Origin of the sequence: Rhodovulum sulfidophilum DSM 1374 (assembly GCF_001633165.1) — a bacterium.
GTDB classification, from domain to species: domain Bacteria; phylum Pseudomonadota; class Alphaproteobacteria; order Rhodobacterales; family Rhodobacteraceae; genus Rhodovulum; species Rhodovulum sulfidophilum.
The window spans coordinates 1,980,617-1,999,594 of record NZ_CP015418.1 but is presented as its reverse complement, the minus strand read 5'-3'; the positions used below and the strand labels follow the sequence as shown (position 1 = coordinate 1,999,594).

Here is an 18,978-nt window from a genome sequence, read left to right as displayed (position 1 = left end):
TGACGCAAGAAGGGGAAATGCCCGATGACCGCAAAATCCGGGTCTGGTCGGGGCGGCGGGATTCGAACCCACGACCTACGGCACCCAAAGCCGTCGCGCTACCAGGCTGCGCTACGCCCCGTCGCCGTCTCCTTAGCGCCCGGACGGGGCCAAGGAAAGAGGCTTCGCGGTCTCTAGTTGCAGGGCCAGGCCGCGTCGGGCCCGAATGCCGGGTGGCGCAGCTCGGTTCCGGGCGCGATGCCCAGCCGCGCGGCCAGACCGCCATTGATCTCCAGCACCGCCAGAATGCCCGGGCCGCCGTCTATGGGCGTCCGGTCGAGCGGCACGGCATCGGCCGCGACCCGCCTGACCCGTCCCGCCGCATCGAGGAAGATCATGTCGAGCGGAATCAGCGTGTTTTCCATCCAGAAGGCGACGCGCCGAGGGCCGGGATAAATGAAAAGCATGCCTGCCGATCCGGCAAGATGCTCGCGGTTCATCAGCCCGAGCGCCCGTTCGGCCTCGTCATCGGCCAGCTCGACGGTGAACCGCGCCGTGCCCCAGTCGCCGCGCAGATCGACCCGGTTCTCGGCGCACTCCGCCGCCTGTGCCGAACCGGCCGCAACACTGGCAAAAAGCCCCGCTGCCGCAGCAGCCCCCGTTATCCAGACGATGACCCGCCCGGCCCGAGCGCACTTTCCCATGGACCCACCGATATCGCGAGGCGTCCGCGCTGGCCCTCGGTGACGCGCACCGCGATGGCCTCGCCCGGCTGCAAATCGGCCAGCCCCGACCGTCGCAGCACCTCGATATGTATGAACACGTCGTCGTCGCGGCCGAAGACATTGGCAAAACCGAAGCCCTTGGCCTTGTCGAACCATTTAACCCGCGCAGGCTCCAGCGGCAATGCCGCCACCTCTTCGGCGGTCAGATGCATGGCATCCTCGAGCGCCGGCGCGCCGGTCGAGACCGCGGGCTCGATCCTGAGCACCTCGGTCGCCTGCAGGCCCCGTGCCGTCCTGTGTACCACTAGCACGATTCCGGCCCCGTCCGAGACCGAGTTCTGCCCGAAATTCCGCAGCACATTGGCATGTAACAGAATGTCGGGCCCGCCTTCGTCCGCCACGACAAAACCAAAGCCTTTTGTCGGATCGAACCATTTAACACGCCCTTCGACGCGCAACGCCGTGTCGCTGTCCTTGTCCATACATCCGATCCCGGTCGTCATTGCTGCCTCCGAGGACTTAAAGGCCGCCGGAGGCTTCGCTTACAAATTCGACGCCCCGTCGCGCCGCCGTCCGACGGCCCGGATCGCCCCCTGCAATCGGGAAAGGCAATCAAGGGTAGAGTCTGTCGATTTGCCACTCTCCGTCAAGTGTATCCCTGCACCAGCGAAACCGGTCATGCAGGCGGAACGCCCCATCGGCCCAGAATTCGATCTCGAGAGGCCGTATGCGGAAACCGCCCCAAAAGGGCGGCCGCGCGGGCGCCACACCACGCCGCGCGGTCACCATTGCCACCTCCGCCATCAATTCGCCCCTCGACGCCAGAGGGCGGGATTGTCGCGAGGCCCAAGCGCCAAGCCGACTTTGCAGGGCGCGGGAGGCATAATAGGCATCGGCCTTTTCCCCCTCTTCCTTTTCCGTAATACCACGAACACGGACCTGCCGCCTGAGTGATTTCCAGTGTAACACGAATGCAGCTTTATTCGTTAGGACAATTTCGCCCGCCTTTGCACTTTCGTAATTCGTATAGAACATGAATGCATCGGCTTCGATCTCTTTCAACAAGACCATTCGCACATTGGGAAGGCCCTGTCCGTCGACCGTCGCAAGCGCGATGGCATTGGGGTCGTTCGGCTCGGTCTTCTCGGCCTCGGCAAGCCAGCGCCGCGCGATCGCGAACGGGTCGTCACCTGCGAATATGCCCTCGCGCTCGGTCATGGGCTGGGTCCTCCTGCTTGATCCTGTCGCACTTGATGGGTCCGTGCATTTGCCCTACACCGGCGGCAATTTTTTGAACAGGTGGTCGAGGGGACCTCGGATGTCGACAAAACTGATGGAGGGCAAGCGGGGCCTTATCATGGGCCTCGCCAATGACAAGTCCATCGCCTGGGGAATCGCGCGCCAATGCGCCGAAGCCGGGGCGGAATTGGCTTTTTCCTACCAGGGCGAGGCGCTTAAGAAGCGCGTCATGCCCCTGGCCGCGAGCCTGGGCAGCGATATCGTGCTGGAATGCGACGTCGCCAGCGAAGAGTCGCTCGACGGGCTCTTCGCGGCGCTCGAGGCGCGCTGGGGCCGGCTCGATTTCATCGTCCACGCCATCGGCTTCTCGGACAAGAACGAGCTGCGCGGCCGCTATGTCGACACGTCGCGGTCGAACTTCCTGATGTCGATGGACATTTCGGTCTATTCCTTCACCGCGGCGGTGCAGCGGGCGGCGAGGATGATGACCGAGGGCGGCGCGGCGCTGACGCTGACCTATTATGGCGCCGAACGGGTCATGCCTCACTATAATGTGATGGGCGTTGCCAAGGCGGCTCTCGAGGCCTCGGTCCGTTACATGGCCGAAGACCTCGGCAAGGACGGAATTCGGGTCAATGCCATTTCCGCCGGACCGATCAAGACTTTGGCCGCCAGCGGGATCGGCGATTTCCGTTACATTCTGAAATGGAATGAATTGAATTCGCCCTTGCGGCGCAATGTCACCCAGGAAGAGGTCGGGAAATCGGCACTGTACCTTCTGTCCGATCTGGGCAGTGCGGTGACCGGCGAGGTGCACCATGTCGATGCCGGCTATCACGGCGTCGGCATGAAAGCCGTGGACGCCCCCGATATCGACGCGGTCACCGGGCGCAAGGACAGCTGAGCCCGGACGCAGGACCGACACCAGACAGGGGCGCCGCAGCGGGATTGACACCTGCGCGGCGCCCCGGCATTTGTCGCACCCACGCACAGGAGACATCGATGGACCCCGACCGCCTGCCTCACGAGAAAGGCTTCCATGTCAGCTGGGACCAGCTGCACCGCGACGCGCGGGCGCTGGCCTGGAGGCTCGACGGACAGGGGCCCGATAACGGCGGCTGGCGCGCGGTGGTCGCGATCACCCGCGGCGGCATGGCTCCGGCGATGATCGTCTCGCGCGAACTCGACATCCGCATGGTCGATACGATCTCGGTCAAATCCTACAACCACCAGTCCCAGAGCGCCCCGGTCATCATCAAGATGCCCGACCGCGAGCTGGTCGGCGACGGCACCGGCGTGGTGATCGTCGACGATCTGGTGGATACCGGGCGCACCCTCGAAGTGGTGCGGGCGACCATGCCCAAGGCCCATGTCGCCACCGTCTATGCCAAGCCCAAGGGCAAGCCGCAGGTCGACACCTTCATCACCGAGGTGAGCCAGGATACCTGGATCTTCTTCCCCTGGGACATGGCGCTGCAATACGTCAAACCCTACCGCGCCGGAGAATAGGAGAGGCGCGATGGCCGCCAGTCAGCCACCGCGCGGCGGAACCGCCGCCACCTTCGCCCCGCCGGTCATGCAGGCCAGGCGCTGGCTTGACGGGGTCTCGTTTCCGGCCGACCGGCCGCTTCTCAATGTCAGCCAGGCCGCGCCGATGGACCCGCCGCCCGAGGCGTTGCGCCAGGCCATTGCCGATGCCGCGCTGAACGATCTCGGCGCGCATCTCTACGGCCCCGTGCTGGGCCTGCCCGAGCTGCGCGCCGAGATCGCCGCCGAGTGGTCCAGGGCCTATGGCGGCGACATCCGGGCCGAGCGGGTCGCCATCACCCAGGGCTGCAACCAGGCCTTCTGCGCCGCGATCGCCTCGATTGCCGCGGCGGGCGATGAGGTGATCCTGCCCACGCCCTGGTATTTCAACCACAAGATGTGGCTCGACATGGCCGGAATGCGGGCGGTGCCGCTCGCGACCGGGACCAACCTGCTGCCCGAGGTCCAGCGCGCCGGAGCGCTGATCACGCCCCGCACCCGCGCCATCGTTCTGGTCACGCCGAACAATCCGACCGGGCTCGAATATCCCGCCGAGCTTGTGGCAGACTTCCTCGCCCTCTGTCGGCGTCACGGGATCGCGCTGATCCTCGACGAGACCTATCGCGATTTCGACAGCCGCGACGGCGCCCCGCACCGGCTGTTCGTCGATTCCGACTGGGGCGACACGCTGATCCATCTTTATTCCTTCTCAAAGGCCTACCGGCTGACCGGGCATCGCGTCGGCGCGCTGATCGCGGGCGAAGCGGTGGTGACCGAGGTCGAGAAGTTTCTCGATACGGTCGCGATCTGCCCCAACCAGCTTGGCCAGCGCGCGGCCCTTTGGGGCCTGCGCCATCTCGGCGCCTGGAAGGCCGACGAACGGGCCGAGATCCTTGCCCGCCGCGACGCCCTGAGCCGGAACATGTCCGCCCTGCCCGGCTGGGAGCTGATGGGCGCGGGCGCCTTTTTCGCCTGGCTCCGCCACCCGTTCGATATCGGCTCCGAACCCCTGGCAAGGCGGCTGGTCGCGGAGGCGGGCGTGCTGCTTCTGCCCGGCGGAATGTTCCTGCCCGAGACCGATCCGGGCGCGCGCGACCAGCTTCGCATCGCCTTTGCCAATATCGACCGGCCGGGCCTTCAGGCGCTGTTCGGACGGCTTGCGGCCTTCCGCCCCTGACGCTTGCGGGGGACCGCGCAAAGACCTACACAGCAGCGAACCCAGATCCGGCAGGGAGACGCCCCGATGTCCAAGTCCAAAGGCAAGCAGTTCTCGAAGACGCTGGTCTGGATGATGCTGATATTCGTGGTGCTCGGCCTCGGCGGCTTCGGGGTCAGCAATTTCGGCGGCCGCGTCGAGTCGATCGGCAGCGTCGGCGATACCGAGATCTCGACCGACAGCTATGCCCGCGCGCTGCAACGCGAATTGCGCGCCCGCGCCGCCGCCACCGGCCAGAACATGAGCCTTGCCGAGGCCCAGGCCTCCGGTCTGGTCGATGCCGTGCGCGCACAGGAGATCTCGAATGCCGCGCTCGACAACGAGATGCACAGGATCGGGGTCTCTGTCGGTGACGACCAGGTCGCCCGCGAGGTGATGCGGCTCGACGCCTTCAAGGGGCCGGATGGCAGCTTCGACCGCGAGGCCTATCGCTATGTGCTGTCGCAGAACGGCATGACCGAGACCCAGTTCGAGACCTCGCTGCGCAAGGAGGCCGCGCGCTCGCTGCTGCAGACGGCGGTGGTCGCGGGACTCGACGCGCCCGAGACCTATGTCGACACGCTTTACACCTATATCGCCGAGCGGCGCAGCGTCAGCCTCATCCATCTGACGGCAGACGCTCTGGACGCCCCGGTGCCGGACCCGACCGAGGACCAGATCAAGGCCCAATACGAGGCGACGCCCGAGGCCTATACCGCGCCGATGACCCGCAAGATCACCTATGCCTGGCTGTCGCCCGAGGCCATGGCCGACACCATCGAGCCCGACGAGGCGTTGCTGCGCCAGCTTTACGAACAGCATATCGACGAATTCGTGCAGCCCGAGAAGCGGCTTGTCGAACGGCTGGTCTTTTCCAGCATGGACGAGGCGCAGACGGCGATGGACCGGATCGAGGCGGGCGAGGAAAGCTTCGACGACGCCGTCGCCGCGCGCGGCCTTGCCATCGACGATATCGACATGGGCGATGTCTCGGAAGTGCAGATCGGCGGCGAGGCGGGGCGCGCGGTCTTCGCGCTGACCGAGCCGGGGCTGGCCGGGCCGCTGATGTCCGATCTCGGCCCCGCGATCTTCCGGGTGAACGCGATCCTCGCCAAGCAGGAAATCCCCTTCGAGGAGGCCCGCGAGAGGCTTGCCCCCGAGGCCGTGCACAGCCGCGCGGTGCGGATGATCGCCGACAAGATCAACGACTATGACGACCTGCTGGCTGCGGGCGCGACGCTGGAGGATCTGGCGCGCGAGACCGAGATGCAGCTTGGCCAGATCGACTATACCGCCGACAGCGATCAGGGCATCGCCGCCTATCAGGATTTCCGCGAGGCGGCCGATGCCGCGGTCGAGGGCGATTTCCCCGAGATCAAGGAGCTTGACGATGGCGGCATCTTCGCGCTGCGGCTCGACCGCGAGATCCCGCCGACCCTGCGCCCGCTCGAGGCGGTGCAGGACCAGGTCGCCGGTGACTGGCGCCAGGCCGAGACCGCGCGCCGGCTGGCCGACAAGGCCGAGGCACTGAAGGCACGGATCGATGGCGGCGAAGAGATGACCGCGCTCGGGGTCGATGTCACGTCGGAAACCGCGCTCTCGCGCGGCGGGCTGATGCCGCAGCCGCTGTCGGACGCGATGTTCCGGCTGGCCGATATCGGAGACAGTGCCGTGGTTCCGGTCGGCGCCGAGGTCTGGCTGATCCGGCTCGACGAGATCCTGCCGCCCGACGCGGACGCGCCCGGTGCCGACATGCTGCGCCAGAACATCGCCGCACAGGCCGGTCAGGGGCTTGCCCAGGACCTCTACGCCTATTTCGCCCAGGCCGTGACCAATGCCGCCGGGCTCTCGCTCGACCAGGCGGCGATCAACGCCGTTCACGCCCAGTTCCGGTAAGCGCCATGTCCAGGATCATTCCCGAATTCACCGCCTTCGAGGCGGGTTACGAAGCCGGCCGCACCCAGGTCGTCTATGCCCGGCTGGCCGCCGATCTGGATACGCCGGTCTCGCTGATGCTGAAACTCGCAGGCGCCCGGACCGACAGCTTCATGCTGGAATCGGTCACGGGGGGCGAGGTGCGCGGCCGCTATTCCGTGGTCGGCCTCAAGCCCGACCTGATCTGGGAATGCCGCGGCGAAACCAGCCGCGTCAACCGGATGGCGCGTTTCGATCCCGACGCCTTCGAGCCGATGGAAGGCCATCCGCTGGCGAGCCTGCGCCAGATCCTTGCCGAAAGCGCCATCGACATGCCCGAGGAGCTGCCCTCGATCGCGGCGGGGCTTTACGGCTATCTCGGCTATGACATGATCCGGCTGGTCGAGCGGCTGCCGAATGTCAATCCCGACCCGCTGGGCCTGCCCGACGCGCTGATGCTGCGGCCCTCGGTGGTGGCGGTTCTCGACGGGGTCAAGGGCGAGGTCACGGTGGTCTCGCCCGCCCGGCCCGAGCCCGGGCTGTCGGCCCGCGCCGCCTATGCCCAGGCCGCCGAGCGGGTGATGGATGCGCTGCGCGATCTCGACCGGGCGGTGCCCGCCGAGACCCGCGATTTCGGCGAGGCCCGCGAGATCGGCGAGCCGATCTCGAACTTCACCCGCGAAAGCTACATGGCAGCGGTCGAGACCGCGAAGGACTATATCCGCGCGGGCGACATCTTCCAGGTCGTCCCGGCCCAGCGCTGGACCCAGGATTTTCCGCTGCCGCCCTTCGCGCTTTACCGCAGCCTGCGGCGCACCAACCCCTCGCCCTTCATGTTCTTCTTCAATTTCGGCGGCTTCCAGGTCGTGGGCGCAAGCCCCGAGATCCTGGTCCGGCTGCGCGGCGGCGAGGTCACGATCCGGCCCATCGCCGGCACCCGGCCGCGCGGCGCCACGCCCTCCGAGGACAAGGCGCTGGAAGCCGACCTTCTTGGGGACCAGAAGGAACTGGCCGAACATCTGATGCTGCTGGATCTGGGGCGCAACGATGTCGGACGGGTCGCGAAAATCGGCACCGTCCATCCGACCGAGAAATTCATCATCGAGCGCTATTCCCACGTCATGCATATCGTCTCGAACGTGGTGGGCGAGATTGCCGAGGGCGAGGATGCGCTGTCGGCGCTGCTGGCGGGGCTGCCCGCGGGCACGGTCTCGGGCGCGCCCAAGGTCCGCGCGATGGAGATCATCGACGAGCTCGAACCCGAAAAGCGTGGCGTCTATGGCGGCGGCGTCGGCTATTTCGCGGCGGGCGGCGACATGGACATGTGCATCGCGCTGCGCACGGCGGTGGTGAAGGACGAGACGCTGTATATCCAGGCCGGGGGCGGCGTGGTCTATGATTCCGACCCGGCGGCCGAATGGCAGGAAACCGTCAACAAGTCGAACGCGCTCCGCGCTGCCGCCGCCGAGGCCGCCCGTTTCGTGCGCCGCGGCAACGGCTGACCCCGGACGTCTCCCGCGCCCCTCCGGGCGCGGGCATGCCGATCCTCAGTAATCGCGCTCGTAGAAGATCCCGATGCCGGTATCGCCCTCGGCCCCGGCATGGCCCTTCAGCGTGACATAGGGCGAGACGTCGAGATTGAGATTGATCTCGCTCTGGCCCTTCTGGTTCACCGTCACCTGCGAATAGACCTTGTCCGACAGGTACTTGCCGGCGCTCAGCTCGGTGCCGCCCTCCTCGGTCGAATTCACGTCGAGATCGTCGAGGCCGGTCGCGCCGCGCAGCGCGCCCAGGATCCCCTGCCCGCCCTTGCCCATCAGCGTCGCCACCGCCGAGGCCAGCTCGGCCGCCTGCAACGGCGACAGCGTGTCGAGCCCGCGGCCGAAGAGGATCCGCGAGATGACCTCTTCCTGCGGCAATTCCGGGCTGGAGGAGAATTTGATCTCGGGCGCGCTGGCCGGGCCCTCGACCACGATCCGCGCGGTCACGTCGCCCGACTGGGTCGCGGCAACGAAATAGAGCCGCGGGTCGAAGGACCCCGACAGCGTGACCCGCCCCTCGTCGAGGGTGAAGCGCTGCGCGAGAATGTCGAGCCGCCCGCGGATCAGCTCGAACTGGCCCGAGGCCACCACATCGGCAGTGCTGCCGCCCAGCCGCAGCCGCCCGCCCAGCTCGGCATCGATGCCGCGGCCGCGTACGAAGACCTGCGACGGCGCGTTGACGGTCAGATCCAGCGGATAGGGCCGCCCGCCCCCGCCCTCGCCCTCGGTCGCGACCAGCCCGGCCCGCCGGAGCGTCGCCTGCACCGCCGCGGGCGTGCCGAGATGGTCGATCTCGGGCAGCTCGCCGCCGCCGCCAAGCCCGGTCGAGGGCACCGTGATCTCGGTCCGGCCGACATCGAGCTGCCCGGCGATCCGGGCGCCGCCGGTCAGGGGGCCGGTGACGGTGACGCTGCCATCGACGGAGGTTTCGTAAAGCGTGGGGTCCTGCAGCCGGGCACGGGTCAGCCGGATCGCAAGCTCGGCCGGGAAGGCGCCCGACAGCGTGATCGGCCCCGAAACCGCGACCTGGCCGCCACCGAGCCGCCCGGTCAGATCCAGCCGTGCGCGGCCGCCCGAAAGATCGACCCGGCCGCCGATATCGGTCAGGGCCGCGCCCAGCGTCGGCGCCGACAGCCGCGCGCCAGAGGTGGTCGCCCGGCCCGACAGGGCCGACAACCCCAACGGTCCTTTCAGCGTCAGATCATAGGCAGCCATCCCGTCGAGGCTGCGCGGGGCGATGAAGGGATTGGCCAACGACAGCGGCGCGCGGCCCTTCAGGCTCAGATCGGCCGAAGAGGCATCGCGGGCGAGCCTGCCCCCGATGGCCGCCGTGGTGCCGCTCGGCCCGGTCGCATTCAGCGTCAGACGCCAGTCAGCCCCCTCGGGCCGGGCCTGGCCCTTGAGCGCAACCGGCCCCGGGAACCCCTCGACCAGCAGCGCCAGATCGGACAGGCTTGCGGTCAGATCGAGCGTGCCGTCGCCCGCGCTGTCTTCGGCCTTGACGGTAAGCCGGGGCGTCTCGATATCGAGCCGCCCGACCGTCAGGTCACCCGCCTTGCGCGCGCCTGCGGCCGCGATCGTGGTCTTGCCGCCGATCAGCCGGTCGATCTGGGCAATGCCGATGGCCAGCCCCTGCCCTTCGGCGCTGAGCGTCGCGTCGAAATCGCCTTTCACCGCGCCCTGTCCGCTCAGCGTCGCGTCGAGCTTGCCCGCAAGCGGCCGCCCGGCCAGACCCGAGAAGACCGAAAGCTTCGGCGCACTCAGCGTCACCTTGCCTTCGGCGGGCAGCGCCGGGTCGCCGGGCGTCAGCGCGCCCTCGGCCGCGATCTCGGCCCCGGCCGCCGTCGCCTTGAACCGGTCGAGCCGAAGCCGTCCGCCCGCCTCCCAGCCGAACGCGGTGTCGAGCCAGCCCGGCCCGGTCAGTTTCGGATCGACCAGCGCCAGATCGGGCACCTGCCCGGTCAGGGTCAGCCCGCCCGCAGCCGATGACAGATCGCCCTGGCCGTCGAGACTCAGGCCCGGGGTTTCAACATGCAGCTGCTTCAGCGACGTGCCCTCGGGCCCGCGCGCCGCCGCAAGCCGCACCTGCCCCGCCCCGGCCAGAAGCGGGTCGAGCCGGGGCGTTCCGGTCTTCAGGTCGGTGGTTTCGGCATCGAGCGAAAGATCGAAGATCCCGTCGAGCAGCCGGTAGCGGCCGGACAGATCGGCCCTGGCCGCGCCGCCCAGCCCCCGCCCCGCCAGCGCCGCGAAGCGCGAGAGATCGTCGAGCGCGGCCCCGATCCGGCCATCGAAGGGCAGCCCCTTGGCGGCGCTGCCAAGCGTGCCTTTCGCCGTCAGCCGCGCATCGCCCGAGGCGATCTGCAGATCGGTCAGCTCAAGCGGCACCCCCGCCTTCCAGGACAGGCGCGCATGTCCCTCGGCCGCCTGCCCCAGGGCCCGGGCAAGCGCAGGCTCGGCATGGCCGATCCCCGTGGCACGAAAGGCGATATCGGCCGCGAGCGCCGGGTCCTGCGGCCGGATGCTGCCGGTTCCGGTCAGATCGGCATGGGCAAGTGTCAGCGGGCCGCTGGCAAGACCGTCAAGCGTGATCGCCGCCTGCCAGGCCTCGCCGGTCGCGGCATCGAAACTGGCCTCGAGCGTCGCGCCGTCAAGCGTCGTGTCCAGCCCCGAGACCGGCAGCAGCACGGGTCCGGACAGACGGCCGGTGAGATCGACCTTTTCGGGCAGGCCGGTCGCGGCCAGAGACAGCGTCCCGCCAAGCTGCAAGGCCCCGGTCGAGACCTCGAGCCGCGAGATGTCGAGCCGCCGGTCGGCGCGGCGTGTCCCGTCGATCTCGAGATCGGTCGCGGCGCCGAAGAAGGGGCGCAGCGGTTCGGCCACCAGCGGCGCGAGATCGCCCGAGAGCGTCGCGGCAAAGGCCCGGTCCTCGGGCGCATCCGCGGGGGCGACAATGGTGAGCCGGCCCGCGACCCTGGGCTCGCCCTCGGTGGCCAGCGCCAGATCGGCGGCGAAATCGCTGAGCGGGCCGTCGCCCTTGACCGTCAGCGCCAGCGGCGGCGCACCCGGCAGCCCCGCAAGGCTGGACACGATGCCGCCCGCCCCTTCGGTCAGCGAGACGTCCAGCGACAGCTCCTGGCTGTCATTGGCATAGGCGGCCCGGATCGCGAAATCGCCCTCGGCATCGCTGCGGGTCGCCTCGATATCGGCCCGGCCGGCACCCCCGGCAAGGCTCAGCGCGCCGTCCAGCGCCAGTTCGGCCTCCTGCCCGATCAGGGCCTCGCCCAGAACCAGCCGCGGAGTCCTGACCCGGCCGATATCGATCGAGACCGGCAGATCGGGCAGCGCGAAGGGCGTGGCCTCGGATTTCTCGACGCTGGCGCCCCCGCCCCTGGGCAGGCGCGGCAACAGGATCTCGTCGGCGGACAACTCGTCGACCTTGACCTCGCCCCTCAGCAATGCCGCCCGCGACCAGTCGAGCACGGCGCCGCGCACCGTCAGCCAGACGCCATCCTCATCGGCGATGGTCAGCTCCTTCAGGGTTGCCCGCGAGGACAGCGCGCCCTCGAAGCCCTCGATCCGGATCTCGCGCCCGGCCGAGGAAAGCTTGTCCTCGAGAAAGCTGACCAGCACGCCGCGGTCATCCTCCTGGGCGGCCAGCGGCAGCGCGGTCAGAAGAAGCAGAAGGAACCCGAGAAAAACGCGCATCAGAAGGCCTGCCCGATACCGATATAGAACTGAACCCCGTCGCCGGTATCGCCATCGACCGGCGCGGCGACATCGAAGCGGATCGGGCCGATGCCGGTATCGTAGCGCAGCCCCAGACCGGCGCCCGATTGCCAGTCTCCGTCCGAGACCCAGGAATCGGGCCCGACAAAGCCCGCATCATAGAAGGCCACCATCTGGATCGCGCCGGTGACGCCGACCCGTGCCTCGCCCGACAGCCCGATGAAGGACCGCCCGCCGATCCGGTCGCCATTCGGCAGATCGACCGCGAGCGACTGATAGGGCTGGCCGCGCACGGTGCCGCCACCGCCCGAGAAGAACAGAAGCGCCGGCGGCACGCCGTCGCTGGCGGCGCCGACCACCGAGCCGATCTGGGCCCGCCCGGCCAGCACCAGACGGCTGCCGAGCTGTTGGTAGATGCGGCCATCGGCCTTGATCAGCGCCCCGCTTTCGGCCGCGCCCCCGACCGCCAGAAGCGGGGTCACGCTGCCGTCGAGATAGAACCCCTTATGGGCGTCGAGCGGGTCGTCGCGACGGTCCCAGGTCAGGCTGACGGGAAAGGTCAGATGGGTCATCTTGCGGTCGCCGAGATCGTCGCTGACATCGGCATAGCGCAACAGCACCCCGGCCTCGCCCTTCAGATGCGGCGAGAAGATCCGGGTCAGACCGCCACCGGCCCGGGCGTTGGTCTCGGTATAGTCGGGCTCGTCCAGATCCTCGACCGCGCCCAGCAGATACAGCCCGGTATCGGCGTCGATCACCGCGGGACGGTCGAAGCGGGCGGAAAGCGACAGGTCCTCGCCGCCATCGTCCTGCCCGCCGATGCCCGCGATCTCGAAGTCGAAGCGCAGGCGTTCGGCCCCGCCCATGAGGTTGCGATGCATCCAGAAGCCCGAGACGGTGGCGCCCTCGAGCGAGGAAAACTCGACCCCGGCCCCGGCGCGGCGCTTCTTCTGGTCGACCACCTCCAGCCCGATATCCATGCTGTTGCCGGGGCCCAGCGTCTCGGCCTCGGTCAGCCGGACCGAGCGGAAGGCACCGGTCCGGCGCAGCCGCTCGGCGCTTCGGTCCAGCGCCTCGGGGTCGAAGGGCTCGCCCATCGGCAGCCCCGCGATGGTCCGAAGCCTGTCCTCGCGCACGCCCGAGCCCGGGGCGATGACGAGATCGCCGAACCGGATGGCGGGCCCCGGTGCAAGCCGCAGCCGGGCGGCAAGCGTGGCGTCGGGATGATCGGCGATCAGGCTTTGCCCCGCGACCTTCGCCTTGGCATGTCCGGCCGCGCGCCAGCCATCGACGCCCGCCTTCGCGGCGGCGCGGACGGTCGCGGCCTCGGCGGGCTTGCCGGGGGCAAAGCCATCGGGCAGGTCGGTACCGGGGGCCAGCGGCTCGATCAGGGCCTGTGAAAAGGCGAAGGGCCGCCCCGGCGCGACCCGGATCTCGACCCGGCCGATCCGCGCGGGCACCGACAAAGGCGAAAGATCGGCCGCCTCGCGCCCGTCAAGGGTGACATGCACCTCGGGGCCGTAATAGCCGCGGGCGTAAAGCACGCCCACCAGCCGCGCGTAATCGGCACGGGCGGCGGCGAAGATGTCCTGTGCGCTGGCATCCGGGGCCCGCGCGGCCTCGAGCGTCAGCGCCGAGGCCTCCAGCGCCTGTCGCAACTCGTCCGAGGCGCCGGGCGCGCTCAGCACGGCCTCGGTGGCGGCGGCCGGATGCGGGCCGGAGGCAAGGAAAACCGCCGTCAGGACGGCCAGTGAAGGAAAGAATCGCGTATCGGTCACAGACGGGCGGCCCCTTTTCCCGGCAATCTAGCCGAGATGGTCGCAGGGAACACCCCGCCGTGACGGATTTTGCCGGAAAGCTCCGGCCCCCGGCGCAACAGCGCGGAGGGCCGGAGAGAGGCTCAGTCGGGCGCGTTCTCGATGCCGAAGGCGCGGCTCAGCATCAGCCGGTAGCCGACGATGATGGTCGCGACCAGCAGCGCCAGTTCGATCGCGTAGACAAAGAAATAAGGCGTCGCCGCGCCGAAGAGATCGCCGATCGGCGAATGCAGCACCGCGTCGCGGAACACGCCCCCAAGCGCGATACCGGCCCCCGCCGAGGTCGCCTGCACCGCCCCCCAGGCGCCGAGCGCGAGCCCGACCTGGGCCTTCGGCGCCGAGCGCATGGTGGCGGTCAGGGTGCCATGGCTGAAGAGCCCCGCACCGAAGCCCGCCATCATCGTGCCGAAGACGAAGACCGGCTCGGATTGCAGCGTCGCAGAGAAGGTGATGATGGCGAAGGCCGGAAGTCCCACCACGGCGCCCCAGCCCGCCATCGCCATCGGGTCATAGCCGCGCGACAGCACCCGCGAGGCCCAGGCAAAGCCGACAAGCGTGCCGCCCGCGACCGCGGCGGTCAGCTTGGTGGTCGCGGCCACCGACATGTCGAGAACCTGGCCCCCGAAGGGTTCCAGCAGAACGTCCGAGAGACCGAAGCCCAGCGTGCCGAGCCCGATCACCCACAGCAGCCTGCGGGCATTGGGTCCGCGCGTGAACAGGCCCCAGGCCTCGCGGAAACTCGGTTCGGGATCGCCCTCGAGACGCTGCCTGGCGCGGACGCGGTCGCGCGCCTCCATCTTCCAGAGCGCGATGACGTTGAACACCATGGTCGCGACGGCGGCGCCCTGGATCACCTTGATCAGCTTGGCGTGGTAGAAATCCTCCAGCCACATCCCGAACAGCAGGGCGCTGACGATCATGCCGACCAGCAGCATCACATACATCAGCCCGACGACATTCGGCTGATCCTCGCGCGGCGCCAGATCGGTCGCCAGCGCCAGCCCCACGGTCTGCACCGTATGCACGCCCGCGCCGACCAGCAGAAACGAGACCGCGGCGGACAGGATGCCGATCCACTCCGGCGCGCCAGCGGCACTTTCCTGCCCCGACAGCACGATCAGCGCGAAGGGCATGATGGCAAAGCCGCCCCATTGCAGCAGCGTGCCCTTCCAGATGTAGGGGACCCTTCGCCAGCCCAGTGCCGATTTGTGGGTGTCGGACTTGAAGCCGATCAGCGCGCGGAAGGGCGCGAACAGAAGCGGCAGGGAAATCATGATGCCGACGATGGACGCCGGGACCTCGAGCTCGACGATCATCACCCGGTTCAGGGTGCCGACAAGCAGCACCATCGCCATGCCGACGGAGACCTGGAACATCGACAGCCGCAACAGGCGGCTGAGCGGCAGGTCTTCGCTGGCGGCTTCTGCAAAGGGGAGGAATCGAGGCCCGACAGTGGCGATACGGTTTACCGCCATCTTGCTCAGTCGATTCATGCGGTCACACTCCGACACGCGGCCCGACACAGTGGGCCCGTGTCCTCTTGCCCGCTGGGGCGCGTTTCCGGTTGGTTCGGGACATCCCGTCCCGAAGGCACGAAGGCCGGGGCATGACCCCGGCCCTCGCAAGTTCCTGCACGGAAGCCGTACCGGCTTACGAGAGCAGCGTGGTGGCGTTGGACACCAGCGACGCAGCTTCGAACGAGCCGCTGTAGTAGTCGCCCATCCAGCCGGTGGTCAGAACCAGCATCAGGTGCACCAGGAAGGAAGCGATGGCGCAGGCAACCAGGAAGAGCGGAATGCCAACGGTGGGCTTAACGACGAGCCACATTTTCGCGTTGTTCATGATCTATGTCCTCTCTCTAGATTAGCCGAGCCACGGGGTGGCGATGGCAGCCAGGAAGTGGGCGAACAGCGCGATCGCGCCGAACACGCGGGTGCCGTCGATGAGTTGCTTATGCACTTCTTCGGCTTCGGCAAGGGTCAGGCCGGTCGGCCAGACTTTGTCCATATCGTCAGTCATATTGTCGTCTCCCCAATATGGTTTTCGACTGTGGTACGTGCGGAGCCCGCACGCAGGCGTCGACAAAGCAGACCGGAGATTTCCTTAGCGATATTCTCGCTGGGCTTCCGACCCGGCATCGTCACGAACAGACGATGTCACAAGCGATTGACGTTGGCAATGTCAACGCAGGCTTACATGGCCCCAGAATCGTGCGACATATAGAACCCTGTTGACAACGCGTCGCAGCCCCTGCGGCGCCCCGTCCTGCGACCGTCCGGCCCCTTGAAATCCTCACGCGCAGGTGGGGTAATATCAAAGCGCCCAACTGCAATTCGCCGTTCTCGTCGGGCCCGGACCGAGCTTGCTCGTGCCAACGACGATCGCGGACGCAAAACCTGGAGGATCTATGAAATATATCTGGGACGACTGGATGCCGAAGCTGTCCAGCAAGCAACGCCTGCTCACCGACGTCGCGGTCGAGGGCGAAAGCACCACCACGCCCTTCTCGGACGCGCTCGGCTTCAAATGCCTGTCCGAGAACAGCACCTCGAAGACCGAGCTGATGACCGATAACCCGACCCCGCTGTCGCGCCAGATGAACTGGCCGCTGCTGGGCGGCATGGGCGAAGGTCATGTCGAGCTGCAAACCAGCAACCCGACCCCGCTGTCCTCGCGCATGGGCTGGCCGCTGCTGTCCAAGCGCGCCTATTACGGCGTCGCCGCGAAATAATCCGGCCCCTGACCGGTGAAAACAGCGCCCGCGCGATCCCCGCGCGGGCGTTTTCCTTTTTATCCCGGGCACTTGTCGGGTTTTCTGCCCCCCGCCCCTTGCCGGCGTCGCCCGGGCGGATCCCCGGCCAGAGCCGCCCTGCCCGCGCGATATGACCGAATACTCTACAATTTTTCGAGAAAATGTACCGTTCCTGCCGGGCCGCCGCCCGGTTTGCCGGGCCTCATGACGGTATCGGCTGGCCAGGACGGGCAGCCCCCATCAGCCAGAGGAGGCCCCCATGGCCAGCGCATTCTCCACCCCCCAAAGCTCTCGTCCGGTCGCACCGCAGGAGCCCGCCCGCGATGCCTCTGCCTCCCGCCCGGCCCCCCATCCGACCCCGGCCGATGGCTACACCTTCCGGGACTGGGCCAGCATCTGACCGGCCCTTTGGGTCCACGGATCGGACCCGCATGAAAAAGGGGGCGAGCCCGCCCCCTCTCTCCGCCGCGCGCCATAGCGGCCCGCAGCGGATCCTTCCAGCACCCGGACTTAGCCGACCAGTTCGAGGCCCGAGAAGAAATAGGCGATTTCTTCCTTGGCGGTGTCCTCGGCATCCGAGCCATGGACCGAGTTCTCGCCGATCGACAGCGCGAATTCCTTGCGGATGGTGCCTTCGGCGGCTTCGGCCGGGTTGGTCGCGCCCATCACTTCACGGTTTTTCGCGATGGCGTCTTCGCCTTCCAGCACCTGCACCACGATCGGCTCGGAGGCCATGAATTCGCAGAGTTCGTCATAGAACGGGCGTTCCTTGTGCACCGCGTAGAAGACGCCGGCCTGGGCCTTGCTCAGGTGGATCCGCTTCTGCGCGACGATGCGCAGACCGGCCGCCTCGAGCTTGGCGTTGATCGCGCCGGTCAGGTTGCGCTTGGTCGCGTCGGGCTTGATGATCGAGAAGGTGCGTTGAATCGCCATGTCTTGCGTCCTCTTGGGCGCCGCCCCGGGGACGGCGGTGAAAAATCGCGGTCCTGCTAGCACGCGCCCCGACCCTTGAAAACAGGCTTTCGCTGCCCGGCCCGGAACCGATAACGCTGGATCACGTTGGATCGAGTGTTCGCGCGCGCCTTTAAAAAGGGTCATTTGATGACTGTTATTGTCGATTTCCTGAATACCGTGCTCTGGGGCTATGTCCTGATCTGGGGACTGATCGGAGCCGGGCTTTACCTGACCATACGCCTCGGCGGGATCCAGTTCCGACATTTTCCCGAATTCATCCGGGTTCTCGTCAGCACCGGCGAGTCGGACCGCAGCGGCATCACCCCCCTGCAGGCGCTGACCGTCAGCCTCGCCAGCCGTGTTGGCACCGGCAACCTGGCGGGCGTCGCGGTCGCGATCTATCTCGGCGGGCCGGGCGCGGTGTTCTGGATGTGGATCGTGGCCCTTGTCGGCATGGCCACGGCCTATGCCGAATCGACGCTGGCCCAGCTTTACAAGGTGCGCAACGCCGATCGCCAGTATCGCGGCGGTCCCGCCTATTACATCTGGCACGGGCTGGGCGCGAAATGGCTGGGCTACGTGTTCTGCTTCTTCTTCCTCTGCTCCTTCGGGCTGATCTTCAACGCGGTGCAGTCCAATTCCATCGCCGATGCCGCCGACGGCGCCTTCGGCATCCCGAAGCTTGCGACCGGCATCGCCATCGGCACGCTGACCGGCATCGTCATCTTCGGCGGCATCCGCTCGATTGCCAGCGTCGCCGAACGCGTGGTGCCCTTCATGGCCGGGATCTACCTTCTGGTCGCGGCCTATGTTCTGGTCGTCCATGCCGCCGAAATTCCGGGCCTGCTGGCGCTGATCGTCAAGAGCGCCTTCGGCATCGACCAGGCCGTGGGCGGATTTGCCGGGGGCTTTGCCGCGGCCGCGCTGAACGGGATCAAGCGCGGGCTGTTCTCGAACGAGGCCGGCATGGGCTCGGCCCCGCATATCGCGGCCGTCGCCGTGCCCGACCCGCATCACCCCTCGAGCCAGGGCATGGTGCAGGGTCTCGGCGTCTTCATCGACACGCTTCTGATCTGTACCGCGACCGCGCTGATGATCCTGCTGTCGGGCGTGGTCGATTACGGCCCCGACGGGATCACCGGCACCGAGCTGACCCAGAACGCGCTGTCGGCCCATATCGGCGCCGTCGGTCCGGCCTTCATCGCGGTGGCGATTCTGTTCTTCGCCTTCACCTCGATCATCGGCAATTACGCCTATTCCGAAAATGTGATGGAGTTTCTGGGCCTCGGTCGCGGCGTGCCGCTGGCGATCCTGAAGGCCGCTCAAGTCGGCATGGTGATCTGGGGCGCGGTGCAGCCGGTGACGAAGGTCTTCAACTTCGCCGATGCCTCGATGGCGACCATGGCCACCATCAACCTCATCGCGCTGATTCTGCTGTCGGGCACGGTGATCCGGCTGACCAGGGACTATTTCGAGCAGCGCAAGACCGTGACCGAGCCCTGTTTCCGGCTGTCGCAGCATCCCGAGATCGATCCGAGGGGGATAGACCGCACGATCTGGAACAAGGATATCGCCGCCGAGCGGGGCGCCTGATCCTGCTTCCCCACCG

The 18,978-nt window shown here is 67.7% G+C and carries 17 protein-coding genes and 1 tRNA gene; 8 read left to right on the top strand and 10 right to left on the bottom strand.

The window, feature by feature from the left end; genetic code table 11:
• Positions 1-44 precede the first annotated feature (44 nt).
• The 4 genes from A6W98_RS09495 to pdxH form a co-directional block, all read right to left on the bottom strand.
• Positions 45-121: transfer RNA gene (locus tag A6W98_RS09495), tRNA-Pro, on the bottom strand.
• Between the two features lie 52 nt (positions 122-173).
• Entirely contained in the window at positions 174-683 is a 510-nt protein-coding gene (locus A6W98_RS09490) for a DUF192 domain-containing protein (protein WP_081251871.1), read from the bottom strand.
• Positions 641-1,207, bottom strand: a complete 567-nt coding sequence (locus A6W98_RS09485) for a cold-shock protein (protein WP_331250192.1) — start codon at positions 1,205-1,207, stop codon at positions 641-643. Before A6W98_RS09485 ends, A6W98_RS09490 begins: the two co-directional genes overlap by 43 nt.
• A 109-nt stretch (positions 1,208-1,316) precedes the next feature.
• Positions 1,317-1,922, bottom strand: coding sequence for a pyridoxamine 5'-phosphate oxidase (gene pdxH, locus A6W98_RS09480; RefSeq protein ID WP_042460768.1), 606 nt, complete (start codon positions 1,920-1,922; stop codon positions 1,317-1,319).
• 100 nt (positions 1,923-2,022) lie between these two features.
• Here pdxH and fabI point away from each other — a divergent pair, with 100 nt between their 5' ends.
• From fabI to trpE, 5 genes are all read left to right on the top strand, one after another.
• The gene (gene fabI / locus A6W98_RS09475; RefSeq protein WP_042460766.1) at positions 2,023-2,847 is read left to right on the top strand and encodes an enoyl-ACP reductase FabI; all 825 of its coding nucleotides are present in this window, start codon (positions 2,023-2,025) and stop codon (positions 2,845-2,847) included.
• Between the two features lie 98 nt (positions 2,848-2,945).
• Positions 2,946-3,452: a xanthine phosphoribosyltransferase gene (gene gpt / locus A6W98_RS09470; RefSeq protein ID WP_042460763.1), complete on the top strand. Its 507-nt coding sequence runs from the start codon at positions 2,946-2,948 to the stop codon at positions 3,450-3,452.
• A gap of 10 nt (positions 3,453-3,462) precedes the next feature.
• Positions 3,463-4,647: an aminotransferase gene (locus A6W98_RS09465; protein WP_042460760.1), complete on the top strand. Its 1,185-nt coding sequence runs from the start codon at positions 3,463-3,465 to the stop codon at positions 4,645-4,647.
• Positions 4,648-4,713: 66 nt separating this feature from the next.
• Entirely contained in the window at positions 4,714-6,561 is a 1,848-nt protein-coding gene (locus tag A6W98_RS09460) for a SurA N-terminal domain-containing protein (RefSeq protein WP_042460757.1), read from the top strand.
• A gap of 5 nt (positions 6,562-6,566) precedes the next feature.
• Positions 6,567-8,081, top strand: a complete 1,515-nt coding sequence (gene trpE, locus A6W98_RS09455) for an anthranilate synthase component I (protein WP_042460754.1) — start codon at positions 6,567-6,569, stop codon at positions 8,079-8,081.
• A gap of 45 nt (positions 8,082-8,126) precedes the next feature.
• Here trpE and A6W98_RS09450 read toward each other — a convergent pair whose 3' ends face one another.
• The 5 genes from A6W98_RS09450 to pufB form a co-directional block, all read right to left on the bottom strand.
• Complete coding sequence (locus A6W98_RS09450; RefSeq protein WP_042460752.1) at positions 8,127-11,825, bottom strand: translocation/assembly module TamB domain-containing protein; 3,699 nt, start codon at positions 11,823-11,825, stop codon at positions 8,127-8,129.
• Positions 11,825-13,624, bottom strand: a complete 1,800-nt coding sequence (locus A6W98_RS09445; protein WP_231098410.1) for an autotransporter assembly complex protein TamA — start codon at positions 13,622-13,624, stop codon at positions 11,825-11,827. The genes A6W98_RS09450 and A6W98_RS09445 overlap by 1 nt, the downstream gene beginning before the upstream one ends.
• A 122-nt stretch (positions 13,625-13,746) precedes the next feature.
• The gene (locus tag A6W98_RS09440; protein WP_042460746.1) at positions 13,747-15,156 is read right to left on the bottom strand and encodes a PucC family protein; all 1,410 of its coding nucleotides are present in this window, start codon (positions 15,154-15,156) and stop codon (positions 13,747-13,749) included.
• Positions 15,157-15,313: 157 nt separating this feature from the next.
• Entirely contained in the window at positions 15,314-15,505 is a 192-nt protein-coding gene (locus tag A6W98_RS09435) for a light-harvesting protein (protein WP_042460744.1), read from the bottom strand.
• A gap of 21 nt (positions 15,506-15,526) precedes the next feature.
• The gene (gene pufB / locus A6W98_RS09430) at positions 15,527-15,682 is read right to left on the bottom strand and encodes a light-harvesting antenna LH1, beta subunit (RefSeq protein WP_042460741.1); all 156 of its coding nucleotides are present in this window, start codon (positions 15,680-15,682) and stop codon (positions 15,527-15,529) included.
• A gap of 388 nt (positions 15,683-16,070) precedes the next feature.
• Between pufB and A6W98_RS09425 the strand changes: the two genes are divergently transcribed.
• Together A6W98_RS09425 and A6W98_RS21035 are read left to right on the top strand one after the other, a co-directional pair.
• Positions 16,071-16,394 (top strand): hypothetical protein, encoded by a 324-nt coding sequence (locus tag A6W98_RS09425; protein ID WP_042460733.1) that lies wholly within the window; start codon positions 16,071-16,073, stop codon positions 16,392-16,394.
• Between the two features lie 280 nt (positions 16,395-16,674).
• Positions 16,675-16,815 carry a hypothetical protein gene (locus tag A6W98_RS21035; RefSeq protein WP_155734763.1) on the top strand — a complete coding sequence of 47 codons (141 nt, stop codon included), beginning with the start codon at positions 16,675-16,677 and terminating at the stop codon, positions 16,813-16,815.
• Positions 16,816-16,925: 110 nt separating this feature from the next.
• Here the strand turns inward: A6W98_RS21035 and ndk are convergent, their stop codons facing one another.
• Positions 16,926-17,348, bottom strand: a complete 423-nt coding sequence (ndk, locus tag A6W98_RS09420; protein ID WP_042460731.1) for a nucleoside-diphosphate kinase — start codon at positions 17,346-17,348, stop codon at positions 16,926-16,928.
• Between the two features lie 168 nt (positions 17,349-17,516).
• Between ndk and A6W98_RS09415 the strand changes: the two genes are divergently transcribed.
• Entirely contained in the window at positions 17,517-18,962 is a 1,446-nt protein-coding gene (locus A6W98_RS09415; protein WP_042460729.1) for an alanine/glycine:cation symporter family protein, read from the top strand.
• Positions 18,963-18,978: the final 16 nt, after the last annotated feature.